The organism is Ruegeria sp. TASC047 (genome assembly GCF_059612445.1).
Genome location: NZ_JBXWQP010000023.1, coordinates 1 through 15,644, shown reverse-complemented (window position 1 = coordinate 15,644; position 15,644 = coordinate 1). Strand labels below are relative to the sequence as shown.

Genomic DNA, 15,644 nt, shown 5'->3' with positions numbered 1-15,644 from the left:
TTGGGTCTCCTATTGGAACACAAGTCATTAACCGTCTGGTCGGTTAATAAATGTTCAATCGATTCGGCGCAAGCATTATGTTACCATGTAATCGCTTCTGTCAGCTTTCTGTAACATTAAATGGCACTTCTTTCACATCCGTCTTCCAACCCCCAAGAGCGCCATCCCGAGCTCGGTAAAAAACGAGTCAACCACCCACCGCCGATTCCAGCGTGGCAAGATCCGGTTTGGGCAATTGTCCCAGCAGTCGGGACACCGCCGCGCGACACTCCGCGCCTTTCCAATCGGCTGGCAAAAAGGCCGGAGGCAGAGATGGATGACGTAGAACCAAACGACGCCACCCATGCACAATCAATACGCGCAGCACCGCTATTTTCAGCGGATCGCCGACGCCATCGTCCGGCAGCATTTGCTCGGTGATCTGAATGGAGTGCAAGAACTGATCATAGGCAGGCTTCAGCGGTTCAGGGCCACAAAGGTCACGCAGCCAGCCTGGGATCGAAATAGCACAGCTTTCCACACCCAGCAGTTCTTCAAGGTTCTCCGGGACGGGGCCTGCCGACATGGCTGTTGTGGGGTTAACTGAAATATAATCTCCGGTCAGCATCATATCTGCCAGCTCTTTTCGCGAGCTTTCCGAGTTGCTGGCGATAAGCACATGCCAGATTTCTGGCGTATTCGTCTCGCGGGAATAGATGCGCGGGGCAGCGGCGGCGCTTTGACTGCGGCCATATTCGGTCAGTCTGTGAACGCTGTTTCGCCCGACCCGCGTGCTTTCGATCCAGCCTTCCTTGCGCAGCCTGTGCAGCGCAACACGCGTGGCTTCGGCCTTGATCCCTGCAAGGTTGGTCAGCGCTGTGATCAGCGCGCCACTAATCTGGTCAGACCCGCTCTGGGCCAAATCACCGAATATCGTGACCAGAACTGACCATACACGTTGCGTGCCAGTTTTGGTCAACTGGCTGACGCAGGTTTCGAACCATTCTGGAGCCGTATCCTTCATAGGCACAGTATAATCGGGCCGGAGGGAATTGCCATCCAGCCCCTGTGCACCTGAACTTGTGCCTAGTAAGCAACCATGGTCAGCAACTCATATTCTGCGACTAGCTCATCATCCTGCTGTGTCAGGGTAACGTGCCAGCGAACCTCTCCGTAGTCGTCATTGCGCTTGGTCTTGTGCTTGACCGTCAAGCGCACCTTGATGGTGTCGCCAGCCTCGACCGGTTTCATGAAGCGCAGCCCGTCAAGACCTGTATTTGCCAAAACCGGCCCCTCGTTCGGTTCGACGAACAATCCGGCTGCGAAAGACAACAGCAAGTACCCATGTGCAACGCGGCCCGGGAAGAACGGGTTACGTTCCGCCGCCGCCTGATCCATATGCGCATAGAAGGTATCACCGGTGAAGTTGGCGAAGTGTTCAATGTCCTCCATGGTGATGGTTCTTGGCGCCGTGTGAAGGGTCTCGCCAATCGACAAATCGTGAAACCGACGGGTAAAGGGATGAGCAGGGCCTTTGACTTCGGTCGCGCCAGGCACCCATTTCCGGCCAATCGCTGTCAGCAGATCGGGCGAACCCTGAATGGCGGTGCGCTGCATATAGTGTTTCACACCCCGTACCCCGCCCATTTCTTCGCCGCCACCGGCGCGTCCCGGACCGCCATGAACCATGTGCGGAAGAGGTGAGCCATGACCGGTGGATTCCTTCATCGAGTCACGGTTGTTGAAATACAGACGCCCGTGATAAGCCCCTGATCCCATGGCAACCTGCCGCGCAACCTCGGGATCATGGGTGATCACCGACGCCACCAGAGAGCCCTGCCCCCGGTTCGCTAGTTCGATGGCATGGTCAAGATCGCGATACCCCATCACTGTGCTGACTGGACCAAAGGCTTCGGTGTCGTGCACGCGCAGCGCCGCGTCAGGATTGGCGCAGTGGAAGAGCATGGGCGGCAGGAACGCACCCTTTTCGGCATCAGCGCCCTCAACCGCGAAATCATCGGGGTTGCCGAAGACACGCTCGGCCTCTTGCCCGAGAATGGCGGCCTTTTCCAGAACGTCACGCTTCTGACCGTTCGAAACCAAAGCTCCCATGCGGGTAGTTTCCAGCTTTGGGTCGCCGATGACCGTTTTCGCCAATCGCGCCGACAACGCGTCAATTACCGCCTGAACCTGCAGTTCGGGCGCGATGATCCGACGGATTGCGGTGCATTTCTGCCCTGCCTTCGTAGTCATCTCGCGCTGGACTTCCTTCACGAAGAGGTCAAATTCCGGCGTGCCCGGCGCAGCATCGGGGCCAAGGATCGAACAATTCAGGCTGTCCTGTTCCGCAACAAACCGTACCGAGTTCTCAAGGATCACCGGGTTGGAGCGCAGTTTCAGGGCTGTATCAGCGGATCCGGTAAAGCTGACCACGTCCTGCATGGTCAGACGGTCCAGCATGTCACCCAAACCACCCGAGACTAACTGCAATGCACCCGCCGGCAGGATCCCGGACTCAAGCATCGACCGAACACACAGCTCGGTCACATAACACGAGCTCGTGGCGGGTTTTACAATCGCCGGAACGCCCGCCAGAAGGGTTGGAGCAAGCTTTTCCAGCATCCCCCAAACCGGAAAATTGAAGGCGTTGATGTGAATTGCCACACCTTGCAGCGGGGTGCAGATGTGCTGCCCCAGGAAAGTGCCGTTGCGCGAAAGCTGCTCGACATCGCCATCCAGATAGACATGTCCGTCCGGCATTTCACGACGGCCTTTTGCGGCGAAGACAAACATCGTTCCGATGCCACCGTCGATATCAATCATATGATCCGATTGCGTCGCACCGGTGTTGAAAGACAAATCATACATAGCCTGTTTGTGCTGGCCCAAATGGACGGACAACGCCTTGAGCATTTTGGCCCGTTCATGGAACGTCATTTTGCGCAGCGCCGGCCCCCCGACATTGCGCGCATAGTCCAACATCCCCTGGACATCCAACGCGCTGTTACCCGCTGTCGCGATAATCTCGCCGGTCACAGCGCTTGTTATTGCGCGGGCACCCTCGCCGGGCGAAACCCACTCACCGGCTGCAAAGCTGGAAATCTGTTGGATAGTCATGAGCGTCTCCTCATCTAAGTCGCGATCCCCGCGTTGCCACAGGCCGGTCTCAGGAAGTCATATTTTAAACCGTACGGTCGGTCAATAAATTACCGAGCAAATTTCCCTCGGCGGATTTCTCAGACCTGCGCAGGTAGTCGTGCAAACCCCCGAAACCGGATACGCGCGCCCCGTTCGGCGCCGTCGGTGATGTGGTAGTCGGGAAAACGGGCCAGAAACCGGCCCACGGCCACCCGGCCCTCCAGACGTGCGAGGGTCAGACCAACGCAGGTATGAGGCCCACCGGCAAAGGCGTGATGCTTGTTCGGGCGTCGGTCCAAGATCATCTCGTCGGGCCGGTCAAACTGCCGTGGGTCACGGTTGGCCGCACCGATACACAGATGAACATCAGTACCTGCCGGAATGGTCTGACCGTGGAACGTTACATCAACGGTGGTCAGGCGATTGCCGAACTGGTTCGGGCTTTCCAGCCGCAGAAACTCGTCCACGGCCGAACCGATCAGATCCGGGTCGGCCAGCAACTCCGCCCGCTTGTCGCGGTGCCGGTCCAACAACTCCAATGCGTTGCCGATCAGGTTCGTTGTGGTCTCATGCCCAGCATTCAGGATGAAAATGCAGTTCTGATACAGCTCGACCTCGGTCAGGCCACCATCCGTGTCGTCCTGGATCAGCCGGGTCAGGACATCCGTTGCCGTATCTCCGGGGTTGGCGCGACGATCCTCGATGATATGCCGCAGGAAGTCCTTGAAGTCCGAGACCGAGCGATTACCCCACTCTTCCTGCTCCGGCGTCAACTGCGGCTCCAACGCACCAAGAATGGCCAGAGACCAATCGCGCAATGGGCCGCGTTCGGATCGTGGTATACCCAGCAGATTGCCGATGATCTCGATCGGGATTGCCCCGGCAAAATCCTCGATCAGTTCGACGTTGCCCTTGACCTGCATCTCTTCCAGCAGCCCATCGACAAGCTGGATCAAACCCGGTTCCATTTGCGCCAACGCGCGCGGGTTCATCGCGCCGACCATTACCTTGCGAACACGGGTATGCAGCGGCGGGTCATTAAACACCAAACTGGTGGTGTGGTGTTCATACAAGGGGCTGTCGACCCCGTATTTGGGGCCAAATACCGCTTTCTTGTCCGATATGAATCGCGAGGTGTCCCGGTAAACAAGGTCCAGATCCTCGTATCGGGACAGGATAACCGATCCATCATGTTGCCAGCAGACGGGTGCATCTTCGCGCATAGCGGCGTAGGCAGGATAGGGATCTGTGTGAAACCCGTCTGGAAGCGCGGTCAGAGAGAACATCAGTGCCCCATCGCCCCCATTTGTTCAGGCAGAACCAACACCAACCATGGCACCAGAACGATCAGGGCCAGCCGGAAGATATCCGCCACCCAGAACGGAGTAACACCCTTGAAGATTGTTCCTGTTGACACATCTCCGACCACGCCTTTCAGAATGAAAACGTTCAAACCGACGGGTGGAGTGATCAGGCTGATTTCGGTCACGACAACCACAACAATGCCGAACCAGATCGGGTCATACCCCAACGACGTGACCAGCGGGAAAAAGATCGGCACTGTCAGCAGCAGCATCGACAGGGATTCAAAGACGCAACCCAAAATGATGTAGATCCCAAGGATCATCAGGATCACCACAAAGGGTTCAACGTCGTACGCCGTAACCAATGCGATGAGCGCTTCAGGCAGACCGGCAAGGTTGATGAAATTCGAAAAGATCTGTGCGCCGATCAGAACCGAAAACAATGCTGCGGCGGTATAGGCGGTTTCCTTCAGCACCTCAAAAGTCGACCCCAAAGTAAGCCCACCTCGTGACAGAGCGATCAGGAAAGCGCCCATTGCACCCATGCCTGCCGCCTCGGTCGGGCTGAAGGTCAGGTTCAACGGATGAAAATCAAAAGCACCGTACAATCCACCAATCACCAGAAAGAACAGCAGCAAGACGGCCCAGACCGAGCGAACTGCGGACAGACGCTCGGCCCAGCCGTGGCGTTCGCCCGCCGGTCCTGACTCGGGCTTGCGCGCGACGGTCCAGCGCACGGCGAGCAGGTAGAACAGAATGCCAAGCAGGCCGGGAATGATACCCGCAATGAAAAGTTTCCCAATCGAGGTTTCGGTCAGCAGCCCGTAGATGACCAGGATCACCGACGGCGGAATAAGAATTCCAAGTGTGCCGCCCGCTGCAATCGATGCCGTCGACAGCTCGTCGGAATAGCCATAGCGGCGCATTTCCGGCATTGCGACCTTGGACATGGTGGCCGCCGTTGCCAGAGACGAGCCGCAAATGGCTGAAAAGCCTCCGCATGCCGCAACCGTCGCCATGGCGATACCACCCCGAAAATGGCCCAGAAAAGCGTTTGAAACTGCGTAAAGCTCACGCGCAAGCCCACCTTTATTCACGAACAAGCCCATGAGGATAAACAACGGGACGACCGACAGGCCGTAATCCTGCGCGGTGTCGGTGATCTGACGACCCACCATCGACATCGCGGCCTTTAACCCGCGCTCGGACAGAATGCTGCCGCCGCGTTCATAGGCAAAGCCAAGCGTTCCGACCAATCCCATTGCAAACACGATAGGCAAGCGCACCAGCACAAGAACAAGAACAAGAACAAAACCGATCAGCGCAGCGGTCATTGGGGGTGCTCCGACAAGGTATGGGGGGCAAAGAAGTGCAAGAAGCCGGTGATGATCATTGCAACAGCGGTGATCGCTATGAACCCCGAGATGAACCAACCAACATAGAAGACTGGGATCGAAAGATATTCCGTGACGTCCCCGTAATCCCGCGCACGTTCAGCCAATACCCAAACACGCTGAATTGGCCAAAAAAGCATTATGCCAGAGAACAGATACACAATCGCATCACGTACCCGACTTAACCGCAGGCGTGAAAACAGCCCATCCGTCAAATCCACAGCGATTTGACCCTTCCCTGCCGAGATCATCGGCAAGACCGAGAACACGAGGACGGCCATCAGGATCCGGGTCAGTTCCGTGGCCGCCTCGATCGGGGCATTGAAAACAGAACGTAGGATGACATCAAAGAAGGTCATTACCATCAGGATGAACAGCGCGGCACAGGCCAGCAGCGTAGGCACGATACTGACGCGACGCGCAAAGGTCACGAGAGATTGCATAACGGGTCCCCAGCGGGTGAAATCGGCTGGCGGATCGCGTCCGCCAGCTCGACTGCGTTATTGCGCAGCCATTTCATTTACGATCATGTCATAGGCTGCCTGGGCGTCGATGCCTGTGCCATTGACTTCGTCGATTACCTTGGCGCGTACATCCGCAGCAATCGCATTGAACTTTTCCAGATCTTCAGCAGATGCTGCATGAATCGCGTTGCCTTCGGTGCCTTCGGTCTCTTCGCGGCCGATCGCATCGATCTCATCCCAGATTTTACCGATTTCGCGGCTCAGTGGTTCACCGAAAACGTTTTCTTCCAGCGCTGCCTGCAGATCGGCGGGCAGGTCAGCAAAGGTGTCCTCGTTCATGATAAAGGCAAACGAACCGCGATACAGGCCGCCAGGGACCTCATAAACGTTCTGGGCCACTTCCGTCAGCTTGAAACCTTTGCGGGATTCAAAGGGCATGACGACGCCGTCTGCAGCCTTCGAGGCCAGGGTTTCATACACTTTCGGTGCAGGAACCTGGATACCGGTTGCACCCAACGCCGTGCCCACGTCACCGCCAACACCGCCGGGGATGCGAACCTTGAGGCCCGAGACTTCGTCCAGCGACGTCACCGGGCTGCTGGAATGCAGCTGAGCCGGACCATGTGTGTGCAAAGCGATCACTTTCACACCACGGTGTTCATCCGCCGCCTTCAAATGTGTGTCATATGCGCGCCAATATGCGACCGACGCAGCCTCGGCCGAGCCTTCATATCCGGGCAGTTCGATCATCTTGGTGGTGACAAACCGGCCCGGCTGATAGCCGTGGAAAATGATCGAGGCATCAGCGGCGCCATCCATGATCAGGTCCATCTGCGCGGGGGGCGGGGCAAGGCCCAGCTTCAGTTCGGCGGTGACCTGACCATCGGTGGCCTCTTCGATCATCTCGACGAATTTCGGCCACATCTTGGCATTGATGCCATGAGTCGGCGGGGCCCAGCTGGAAATGGTCAGCGTATAGTCTGCCGCAAGCGCCACTGTACCTGAAACGGCCAGTGCAGCTGAGGCAAGAAGTGTGCTCAACCTTGTGAATTTCATAGTTCTGTCTCCTCCCTGTGAAACATGAGTCAAGAATGCGTTAATGGTCACTTTTGTAACCATCAACTTGTTAATTGCCTCCAAGACAGCCCGCGACGCGCCATGAACCGGGGCTTTCCTTGGCTACGGTTTCCATCATTGCGTGCGACGTGTTGGCTCCGATTTCCTTGCAATAGTTCATCGGCCCGCCGCGCCAGCGCGGAAAGCCGTAGCCGTGAATTTGAACCATATCGACGGCTTCCGCGGACTCGGCGATCCCCTGCTGAATGATCAACGCGCCCTCGTTGGCCAGCACCGCCAAGATGCGCGACACGATTTCGTCTTGCGCGTATGCCCGCCGCGTTATGCCCTGATCCGCTGAGTGGGACTCGATCAACGCCTCCACTTCGGGATCGCGGATCCGTTCGCGATGACCCTCTTCATAGCGATACCATCCTTTGCCCGTGCGTTGGCCAAGACGACCCATCTCGCAAAGCTGGTCAGCAATCGTCACATAACGTTCGTTCGGGTCGCGGGTTGCGGCATTGCGTTTTCGGTTGGCCCAGGCAATTTGGAGGCCGGTCAAATCTTGCAGCTCGTAGGGCCCCATGGGCATCCCGAAAGCTCGCATTGCCTGATCTACCTGATAAGGCAACGCCCCATCTGCCAGTAAATAATCGGCCTCGCGCCGATACGCAGCCAACATCCGGTTGCCGATAAAACCATCGCAGATGCCCGACAGGACAGAAACCTTGCGAAGCCTTTTTCCGAGCGCGAACCCTGTGGCGACAACTTCGGGCGAAGTTTGCGGCGTATGCACGACTTCCAACAGCTTCATGACATGGGCAGGGCTGAAGAAGTGCAGGCCAATGCACCGGGATTGATTTTCGATACCCGCGAAAATCTCGACCGGGCTCATGTAAGACGTGTTCGTAGCCAGAATCGCGTCACGCTGCATAAGGCGGGCCAATTCTGCAAAAACCTGTTGCTTGATTGACAAGTCCTCAAACACAGCCTCGATCGCAAGCTGAGCGTTCGCAGCTTCAGAGTAGCTGTCAACGGCGTGAAATGCAGAAAGGCGTTCCTGTAGCTGCGCTTCGGACATCTTGCCCCGCTTGACTGCCCCCTTTAGCAGCCCCTCAACCCGATCATGGGCCGCGGCTGCTGCTTCCGTATCCCTCTCGATCAGAGTGACCGACAACCCGCCATTCAGGGCTGCGGTGGCGATCCCCGCCCCCATCAACCCGCCACCGACAACTGCGATCCGGCTGATATCGCGCGGGGTAACACCTGCGATCATGGTAGGTCTGGCAACCTTGCGCTCGGCAAAAAATGCGTATCGCAGGGCGCGGCTTTCAGGGCTTTGACGCAGCGCCAGGTGGCGCGCCCGCTCTTTCGGCTGTGCGTCAGCAAAGGGTTCTGACGACCAGCTGAGCGCGGTCAGGTTTTCCAGCGGTGATTGCTGACCCCTGGCGGTTCTTTTCAAAGCCTGACGGCTCGTCTCCAGAAGGTCAGACGCGAATTCGCCGACGGGCCGTTGACTGACAGGTACCGGACGCTTTGGCAGGTTGGCGACAAAGTCCAGAACAGCCGCCGTTGGGTTATCGGCAATCAGGTCAATTCCCCCGAGATTGGCCGTTTTCTCGGCTTTCAGGATTTTTCCCGAACAGGCGATGTCGATCGCCGCTTCCATTCCAACAAGGCGCGGCAATCGTTGCGTGCCCCCCGCCCCCGGGATCAGGCCCACATTGACTTCCGGCAGCCCAAAGCTGGTGCCCGGCGCTGCGATCCGCCACGCGCAGGCCATGGCAATTTCAAACCCGCCACCCAACACCTTACCGTGCATACAGGCGATAAACGGCACATTACTGTCTTCGATTTTCTGAACAACATCAGGCAAATGCGGCTCAACCGGAGCCGCGTCAAACTCGGACATATCACCGCCCGCGATGAATGTCCGACCGGCGCAGCACAGGACGGCAACCCGAGCTTTCTGAACAGCATCGACCGCGTCAACCAGACCCTTCCGAACCCCCGTCGAGGTTGCGTTCACCGGCGGGTTGTCGACCGTGACCCAGGCCACGTCGCCCTTAAAGTCAACACTCACCAGCGACGGCTGCGACATTGGCAATCCCTTTGATCATCCAGATTCGGTTCGGGTTTATATATTGACCAACCGTTCGGTTAATGCAATGATTAAGTTGTCACGGGAACAGATGAGACTGCCATGAGCGATACGATCCTTGTACATGATCACGGAAACTGGGTTGAAATAACCCTGAACCGCCCCGACAAGCTGAACTCGTTCAATGAGGAGATGCATCTTGCCCTTCACGACGCGCTGAAGAATGCGCGCGAAAAAGGCGCCCGCGCGATTTTGCTGACCGGCGCAGGGCGCGGTTTTTGTGCGGGTCAGGACCTTGGAGACCGCGATCCCTCGAAAATGGATGGCCCGCCCGACCTGGGCAAAACTGTACGCACTTTCTATGCCCCTCTGGTTCGACTGATCCGGTCTTTGAATTTCCCGGTCGTTTGTGCCGTCAACGGCGTGGCCGCGGGTGCGGGCGCGAACCTTGCACTGGCCTGCGACATGGTTCTGGCAGGGGAAAGCGCGAAGTTCATCCAAAGTTTTTCCAAGGTCGGGTTGATTCCGGACACAGGCGGCAGCTGGCACTTGCCCCGATTGTTGGGCGAGGCGCGCGCAAAGGGGCTGGCCCTGACAGCAATGCCCCTAACCGCCAAACAGGCCGAAAACTGGGGGTTGATCTGGAAGGCGCTGCCCGATGATCAGCTGATGACCGAAGCACGCGCTCTTGCCGCGCAACTCGCCAACGGCCCCACCCTTGGGTTGGGCCTGACCAAGCAGTGCATTCAAACAGCAGCCACTACATCCTTGTCCGATCAGCTTGAAATTGAAGCGGACGCGATAAAAACCTGCGGGGAAAGTGCCGATTACGCCGAAGGCGTGTCCAGTTTCCTCGAAAAACGCGCACCGCATTTTCAGGGAAGATGATGATGACCCCAAAAGAACGCGCCCAAAAATACGCGGCAGCGATGTGGGCCAATGACGAAGCCAGTAAATGGTTCGGGATGGAGCTTGTCGAGGTCGATGAAGGGCGCGCTGTCCTGTCGCTGACTGTTGCGCCGCATCACTGTAACGGACACGGTATTTGCCATGGCGGCGTCACGCACGCCCTTGCTGACAGCGCTTTTGCCTTTGCCTGCAACAGCCGGAATGTTGCAACTGTAGGGCAGCATACAATGGTCAGCTATCTTGCACCGGGACGGAAAGGTGACCGCCTGACTGCTACCGCGACAGAAGTGAACCTGTCCGGCCGCAGCGGTATCTACGACGTCTGCGTCATCAATCAAGACAATACTCTGATCGCTGAGTTTCGCGGCATGTCCCGCGCTATTGGCGGCCAGAATTTTCAAGAATAGTTTCGTGACTGGAGGAGTTACGCGATGAAAGACCTTTCCCCCAACAAAGCGGATCTGGACCCGATCGAAATCGCCTCGATCGACGAAATTCGCGCCACACAGCTTGAGCGTCTGAAGTGGTCCGTGCGTCATGCTTATGAAAACGTTCCGATGTACAAACAGCGCTTTGACGAGGCTGGCGTGCATCCTGACGATCTTCAACAGCTTTCGGATCTGTCAAAGTTTCCGTTCACGTATAAAAACGACCTGCGCGACAACTATCCGTTTGGTCTTTTTGCGGTTCCGCGCAGCGAGATAATTCGCCTGCACGCGTCCTCCGGCACAACAGGCAAACCGACAGTGGTCGGCTACACAAAGAATGACATCGACAACTGGGCTGACCTTGGCGCGCGGTCTCTTCGCGCGTCTGGGCTGCGCAAGGGCGACATGGTGCACAATGCCTACGGCTATGGGCTGTTCACCGGTGGGCTAGGTGCCCATTACGGGATCGAACGCCTTGGCGCGACTGTCGTCCCGATGTCGGGCGGGCAGACCGAAAAGCAGGTCAACCTGATCAACGATTTCCGTCCTGACGGTATCATGATTACACCCTCCTACATGCTCAATATCCTTGAACAGTTCCACAAGGCGGGTCTCGACCCACGTGAGAGCTCGCTGAAGGTTGGCGTTTTTGGTGCCGAACCCTGGACTGACGCGATGCGGACCGAGGTTGAGGCGGCCTTCGACATGCACGCCGTCGATATCTATGGCCTGTCCGAGATCATGGGCCCCGGTGTCGCCAATGAATGCGTTGAAACCAAAGACGGGCCTGTGATCTGGGAGGATCACTTCCTACCGGAAATCATCGACCCGGCAACTGGAGAAGTCCTGCCCGATGGCGAAACCGGAGAATTGGTGTTCACGACACTGACCAAAGAAGGGTTGCCGATGATCCGCTATCGCACACGCGATCTGACATGCCTGCTGCCAGGGACGGCGCGGTCCATGCGCCGGATGGCAAAGATCACCGGTCGCAGTGACGACATGATGATCCTGCGCGGCGTCAACGTTTTCCCCAGCCAGATCGAGGAACAGGTCATGGCAACGGGCGGTCTTGCCCCCTATTACCAGATCGAGCTCTACAAATCCGGTCGCATGGATGCTATGCGGGTCTTTGTTGAATCCTCCCCCGATTCCACCGACGAGCTGTCAAAAACGGCCGCTGCACGGATGCTGACCAAACGCATCAAGGACGTCGTTGGCGTTTCAACCGAAATTGTAGTAGGTGACCCCGGCGACGTCGAACGCTCTCAGGGCAAGGCGAAGCGCGTTGTAGACAATCGCGATAAGGACTGAGCCGTGGCCCGGACAATTGCCAAAGACCACGACCAAAAGCGGGAACAGATCCTGAAGATGGCGGCAAAAGTGTTTGCCGACCAGGGGTTTGACCGTGCTTCGATGACCCTTTTGGCCAAAGAATGCGGCATCTCGAAAGCAAACATATACCACTACTACGACAGCAAGGATGCCATCCTGTATGACATCCTAGAAACGTACCTGCGTGAGTTGCGGGACCGGATTTGCAATGTTGATCTGGACGGCCTTAACCCCGAACAGAAACTGCGCAAAGCAGTGCGCGAGATCCTTTTTGCCTATCAGGGTGCAGATGACGAGCACCGGGTTCAGATCAGTGGCATGAGCGCGCTGACCGAAGAACAGCAAAAAAGGCTGCGGGGCTATCAGCTTGATCTGGTGAACTTTGTCCGCGACATACTTCTGGAAATGTCCCCCGGTTCTTTTGACGGCGCCAAGGACAAGCTTCGCGGCGCGACGATGTCAGTCTTTGGAATGTTGAACTGGTATTACATGTGGAACACCGGCGCAGGCCCCAAAGCCCGCGAAGATTATGCCGATCTGGTGAGCACCTTGACCATGCATGGCGTGCAAAAGCTTTAGGCTTGCCCGCTTGGGGGAATCACGCACGGGTGTGGTCTCGTGTGTTGTTCTGAAATCGCAGATCAGATTGGTCGGCTATCCTGAGGCGCGCCAATAAGGACCGTGGCTGAAGCGAGCGCGTGGCCTTCTTTCTTACTTTTTGCGCATCTTCAAATCGTCTAAGAAGTTGCGTTTCGCTGCTATGACCTCTTCGTCCGTCATGTTTGATCTGTTCAATTTCAGAAAACACTCTGCGGCTCCAACCGGTTGGACATTTGATATTCCCCCGGTGGTCCCTCAATCATAACGAGAGTGTGCGGGTTTGGCTTTCTTAGTCTCCAGTTTGGCCAAACTCACCCGCAGCGATAACCTCATACAGGCTGGAAAACTCGGGGAAATCATCATTCAGAGTGATAGCCCCATCCTTGGTAACCGCGCGAAAGACTGTATCCCTTGCAGCACTGAACGTTGCGAATTTCATAACAGGCTCTCCCAGACATCGCGGATGACATCCGCCGCCATCAGCACGTCATCGCGGGTTGTATCGAATTGCCCGACCTGAAAACGGATGATCTTGCGGCTATTAAACATGCCTTGCGTCAGGTAAATTCGGCCATCGTCATTCAGCGCGTCCACCAGTCGCTGCTGAGCGGCGTCATCCCCTGGACAGCGAAAGGAAAACAGGCTCAGGATCGGGCCGGTGGTGATCTCAAACCCCTCTATCACGCCGATCTTTTCTGCAAGTTCATTGGCCCAGAGCACATGGTTGCGAATTCGGCTCCGCAACCCGTCGAGACCGTATGACCGCAACAAGAACCAGATCTTCAATGACCGGAACCGTCGACCCAGAGGGATGGTCCATTCCGAATAATTCGTTACCTCTGCCCCTGTGGTCTTGAGGTATTCCGGTTCGATCTTAAGCGTGTTGAGCTGTGGCGTGGCGTCCCGCAAAAACTGGATCGCGCAATCGAACTGCGCCCCCATCCATTTATGTGGGTTGAAGACAATGCTGTCGTAACGATCCGCCCCGGGCCAAAGGGCCTCACGAAACTCGGGGCAGATCATCGCCGACCCCGCCCAGGCCGCGTCGAGATGCGTATAGAGGTCGTATTTTTGCGCGATGTCAGCCACCGCCACCAGATCGTCGCAGGCCCCAACCCCGGTGCCGCCCGTAATTGCAATGATACCAGCAGGCACATACCCGGCCGCGATGTCACCCTGAATTGCGGCATCAAGAGCCTCTGCATCAATCGTAAAGGTCGGACCACGTGTCGGCAGTTTCACCAGGTTGTCCTGACCGATCCCTGCAACCCAGCAGGCCCGATCAATCGACGAGTGCACCTGATCCGAGCAGTAGATGCGCAGTGCGCCCTTGGCGTTCAGGCCTTCGCGGTTGCCGGTAAACCCTGTGGCCCGTTCCCGCATGGTCAGCACAGCCGACAACGTGGCGGATGATGCACTGTCCTGAATAACTCCGGTCATACCCTCGGGCAATCCAAGCGCCTGCCGCAGCCAATCGACCATGACACCTTCGACCTCGGTCGCAGCTGGTGAGGTCTGCCATAGCATGCATTGCGCCGCGATTGTGGTCACCAGCATTTCAGCCAGCATCGACGGGGGCGCTGCGTTGGCCGGGAAATAGGCAAAAAACCGGGGATGTTGCCAATGTGTGATACCCGGCATCACGATTCGTTCGAAATCGGCCATGATGGCTTCCATGGGCTCGCCACTATCAGGGGGCGATGCCTTTAGCTGGGCCGCGATTTCTCCTGGTGTGGTCTGGGCCCGAACAGAACGTTCAGCAAGTGTCTTGTGGTAATCGGCCGCCCATTTCGAAATGTGCTGACCCCAATGCGAAAACGCGTCCCAATCCATGCGCAAGCCTTCTCTTGTAACTGAACACCAATTTGTCCAGTCCCCGACCTTACCCATTCGGCTCGCGGATTAAAGCCGAACAGGTGTGCTTTCTTCAAATGAAAAGGTCCCGAGTTCTGCCTTCAGACCGAAAAGCTGACATTCGCCTGACCTGTGCCAGAGCTGCCGAAGTAGGGGGTGTAGATGTCGATCTCACCCTTGTAGCTGCCCCAGCCCAGAGCTCCGAACAGCAAAGCAGTGTCATTCATGGCGCATTCGCCTACGCATTTCTTCGCATAATCCGGCAGCATTTCAAGGAACTCTTCGAACCGTCCCTGTTCCCACATCTCCAGCACGTGCATATCCATCTGGCGGTTGAACTCGCCGTTTACCGCATTCAATCCGTCGACCGAGCGCTCATTCGGCGTGAAATCATGGCTGAGTGAGCCAGAGGCCAGAATGGATACGTTCCGGTCGGAACGCCGGATACCTTCGGCAATGGCCTCACCCCAGACGCGGTTTTCCTGGATCGACGAGAACTGGTTGACTGCAACGGGCAAAACGCGCGCATTCACCCCTTCGTTGATGAAATGCATAGGCAGAAGGGTGCCATATTCCATTCCCATATCGGGGTGCGAATGGCCAAGCGCTCGCTCGCCACGCTCACGCAGAACATCAAGGATGGTTTCCCCCAACGCGTTATCTCCGCGATAATCAAACTCCATGTCTGCCAGCATGTGCGGCAGTTCATGACTGATGAAGCGGCCTTTGTGGTGCTCTTTGGTATTCAGGTGAAACCCCTGATTGGTGATCCAATGGGTGTCGAACACAAGAAACGTCTCGACCTCGCGGTCTATCGCGTCCTGGCGCAGGCGCGCATAACCATCAATGGCAGACTGCCGGATGCCTTTGTATTTTGGCATCGTGTGGGACATCCAGATACTTGGCACATGCGTGATCTTCGCGGCTTGTACGATCTTTCCCATAGCAGTTCCTCCTCGTGTTTACCGACGTCTGTGTACCAGAGCCCTTGCCCGAGTTCACTTCCCGAGCTGCATGATTTTGTGTTGGCCAGTTGCGAAGCCGACGTGTTTTTGTTCCATGTAGAACTCGAAGCTCCA

14 protein-coding genes are annotated in these 15,644 nt (G+C 56.9%); 4 read left to right on the top strand and 10 right to left on the bottom strand.

Annotated features, from left to right (window positions below; genetic code table 11):
• Positions 1-187: 187 nt before the first annotated feature.
• From AC2FLO_RS05650 to AC2FLO_RS05620, 7 genes are all read right to left on the bottom strand, one after another.
• Positions 188-1,003 carry a PaaX family transcriptional regulator C-terminal domain-containing protein gene (locus AC2FLO_RS05650; protein WP_496754821.1) on the bottom strand — a complete coding sequence of 272 codons (816 nt, stop codon included), beginning with the start codon at positions 1,001-1,003 and terminating at the stop codon, positions 188-190.
• A 62-nt stretch (positions 1,004-1,065) separates the two neighbouring features.
• Positions 1,066-3,096, bottom strand: coding sequence for a phenylacetic acid degradation bifunctional protein PaaZ (paaZ, locus tag AC2FLO_RS05645; RefSeq protein ID WP_496754819.1), 2,031 nt, complete (start codon positions 3,094-3,096; stop codon positions 1,066-1,068).
• A gap of 119 nt (positions 3,097-3,215) precedes the next feature.
• Complete coding sequence (locus tag AC2FLO_RS05640; RefSeq protein WP_496754817.1) at positions 3,216-4,403, bottom strand: cytochrome P450; 1,188 nt, start codon at positions 4,401-4,403, stop codon at positions 3,216-3,218.
• Positions 4,403-5,755 (bottom strand): TRAP transporter large permease, encoded by a 1,353-nt coding sequence (locus AC2FLO_RS05635; RefSeq protein ID WP_496754816.1) that lies wholly within the window; start codon positions 5,753-5,755, stop codon positions 4,403-4,405. Before AC2FLO_RS05635 ends, AC2FLO_RS05640 begins: the two co-directional genes overlap by 1 nt.
• The gene (locus AC2FLO_RS05630) at positions 5,752-6,258 is read right to left on the bottom strand and encodes a TRAP transporter small permease (RefSeq protein WP_209507551.1); all 507 of its coding nucleotides are present in this window, start codon (positions 6,256-6,258) and stop codon (positions 5,752-5,754) included. Before AC2FLO_RS05630 ends, AC2FLO_RS05635 begins: the two co-directional genes overlap by 4 nt.
• Before the next feature lie 57 nt (positions 6,259-6,315).
• The gene (locus AC2FLO_RS05625; RefSeq protein WP_480484859.1) at positions 6,316-7,335 is read right to left on the bottom strand and encodes a TRAP transporter substrate-binding protein; all 1,020 of its coding nucleotides are present in this window, start codon (positions 7,333-7,335) and stop codon (positions 6,316-6,318) included.
• A 70-nt stretch (positions 7,336-7,405) separates the two neighbouring features.
• Positions 7,406-9,439: an FAD-dependent oxidoreductase gene (locus AC2FLO_RS05620; protein ID WP_496811648.1), complete on the bottom strand. Its 2,034-nt coding sequence runs from the start codon at positions 9,437-9,439 to the stop codon at positions 7,406-7,408.
• Between the two features lie 102 nt (positions 9,440-9,541).
• On the opposite strand from AC2FLO_RS05620, the gene paaG reads away from it, so the two are divergent.
• Genes paaG through AC2FLO_RS05600 form a run of 4 tightly spaced genes read left to right on the top strand, consistent with a single transcriptional unit; the run spans position 9,542 to position 12,690 of the window.
• Entirely contained in the window at positions 9,542-10,327 is a 786-nt protein-coding gene (gene paaG / locus AC2FLO_RS05615; protein ID WP_496754812.1) for a 2-(1,2-epoxy-1,2-dihydrophenyl)acetyl-CoA isomerase PaaG, read from the top strand.
• 2 nt (positions 10,328-10,329) lie between these two features.
• Positions 10,330-10,755: a hydroxyphenylacetyl-CoA thioesterase PaaI gene (gene paaI / locus AC2FLO_RS05610; protein WP_496754810.1), complete on the top strand. Its 426-nt coding sequence runs from the start codon at positions 10,330-10,332 to the stop codon at positions 10,753-10,755.
• Positions 10,756-10,779: 24 nt separating this feature from the next.
• Complete coding sequence (gene paaK / locus AC2FLO_RS05605; RefSeq protein ID WP_496754808.1) at positions 10,780-12,090, top strand: phenylacetate--CoA ligase PaaK; 1,311 nt, start codon at positions 10,780-10,782, stop codon at positions 12,088-12,090.
• Positions 12,091-12,093: 3 nt separating this feature from the next.
• Positions 12,094-12,690 (top strand): TetR/AcrR family transcriptional regulator, encoded by a 597-nt coding sequence (locus AC2FLO_RS05600; RefSeq protein WP_480484862.1) that lies wholly within the window; start codon positions 12,094-12,096, stop codon positions 12,688-12,690.
• A 310-nt stretch (positions 12,691-13,000) separates the two neighbouring features.
• Here AC2FLO_RS05600 and AC2FLO_RS05595 read toward each other — a convergent pair whose 3' ends face one another.
• The 3 genes from AC2FLO_RS05595 to hpaD all read right to left on the bottom strand — a co-directional run bounded on the left by AC2FLO_RS05595 (position 13,001) and on the right by hpaD (position 15,509).
• Positions 13,001-13,150, bottom strand: a complete 150-nt coding sequence (locus tag AC2FLO_RS05595; protein WP_496754806.1) for a hypothetical protein — start codon at positions 13,148-13,150, stop codon at positions 13,001-13,003.
• Positions 13,147-14,544, bottom strand: coding sequence for a pyridoxal phosphate-dependent decarboxylase family protein (locus AC2FLO_RS05590; RefSeq protein ID WP_496754805.1), 1,398 nt, complete (start codon positions 14,542-14,544; stop codon positions 13,147-13,149). The genes AC2FLO_RS05595 and AC2FLO_RS05590 overlap by 4 nt, the downstream gene beginning before the upstream one ends.
• 122 nt (positions 14,545-14,666) lie before the next feature.
• Entirely contained in the window at positions 14,667-15,509 is an 843-nt protein-coding gene (hpaD, locus tag AC2FLO_RS05585; protein ID WP_496754803.1) for a 3,4-dihydroxyphenylacetate 2,3-dioxygenase, read from the bottom strand.
• Between the last annotated feature and the right edge of the window lie 135 nt (positions 15,510-15,644).

What these genes read in the sequence shown, in the direction of transcription:
- AC2FLO_RS05650 (WP_496754821.1), bottom strand. Translation starts at nt 1,003, where the DNA reads ATGAAGGATACGGCTCCAGAATGGTTCGAAACCTGCGTCAGCCAGTTG.
- paaZ (WP_496754819.1), bottom strand. Translation starts at nt 3,096, where the DNA reads ATGACTATCCAACAGATTTCCAGCTTTGCAGCCGGTGAGTGGGTTTCG.
- AC2FLO_RS05640 (WP_496754817.1), bottom strand. Translation starts at nt 4,403, where the DNA reads ATGTTCTCTCTGACCGCGCTTCCAGACGGGTTTCACACAGATCCCTAT.
- AC2FLO_RS05635 (WP_496754816.1), bottom strand. Translation starts at nt 5,755, where the DNA reads ATGACCGCTGCGCTGATCGGTTTTGTTCTTGTTCTTGTTCTTGTGCTG.
- AC2FLO_RS05630 (WP_209507551.1), bottom strand. Translation starts at nt 6,258, where the DNA reads ATGCAATCTCTCGTGACCTTTGCGCGTCGCGTCAGTATCGTGCCTACG.
- AC2FLO_RS05625 (WP_480484859.1), bottom strand. Translation starts at nt 7,335, where the DNA reads ATGAAATTCACAAGGTTGAGCACACTTCTTGCCTCAGCTGCACTGGCC.
- AC2FLO_RS05620 (WP_496811648.1), bottom strand. Translation starts at nt 9,439, where the DNA reads ATGTCGCAGCCGTCGCTGGTGAGTGTTGACTTTAAGGGCGACGTGGCC.
- paaG (WP_496754812.1), top strand. Translation starts at nt 9,542, where the DNA reads ATGAGCGATACGATCCTTGTACATGATCACGGAAACTGGGTTGAAATA.
- paaI (WP_496754810.1), top strand. Translation starts at nt 10,330, where the DNA reads ATGACCCCAAAAGAACGCGCCCAAAAATACGCGGCAGCGATGTGGGCC.
- paaK (WP_496754808.1), top strand. Translation starts at nt 10,780, where the DNA reads ATGAAAGACCTTTCCCCCAACAAAGCGGATCTGGACCCGATCGAAATC.
- AC2FLO_RS05595 (WP_496754806.1), bottom strand. Translation starts at nt 13,150, where the DNA reads ATGAAATTCGCAACGTTCAGTGCTGCAAGGGATACAGTCTTTCGCGCG.
- AC2FLO_RS05590 (WP_496754805.1), bottom strand. Translation starts at nt 14,544, where the DNA reads ATGGATTGGGACGCGTTTTCGCATTGGGGTCAGCACATTTCGAAATGG.
- hpaD (WP_496754803.1), bottom strand. Translation starts at nt 15,509, where the DNA reads ATGGGAAAGATCGTACAAGCCGCGAAGATCACGCATGTGCCAAGTATC.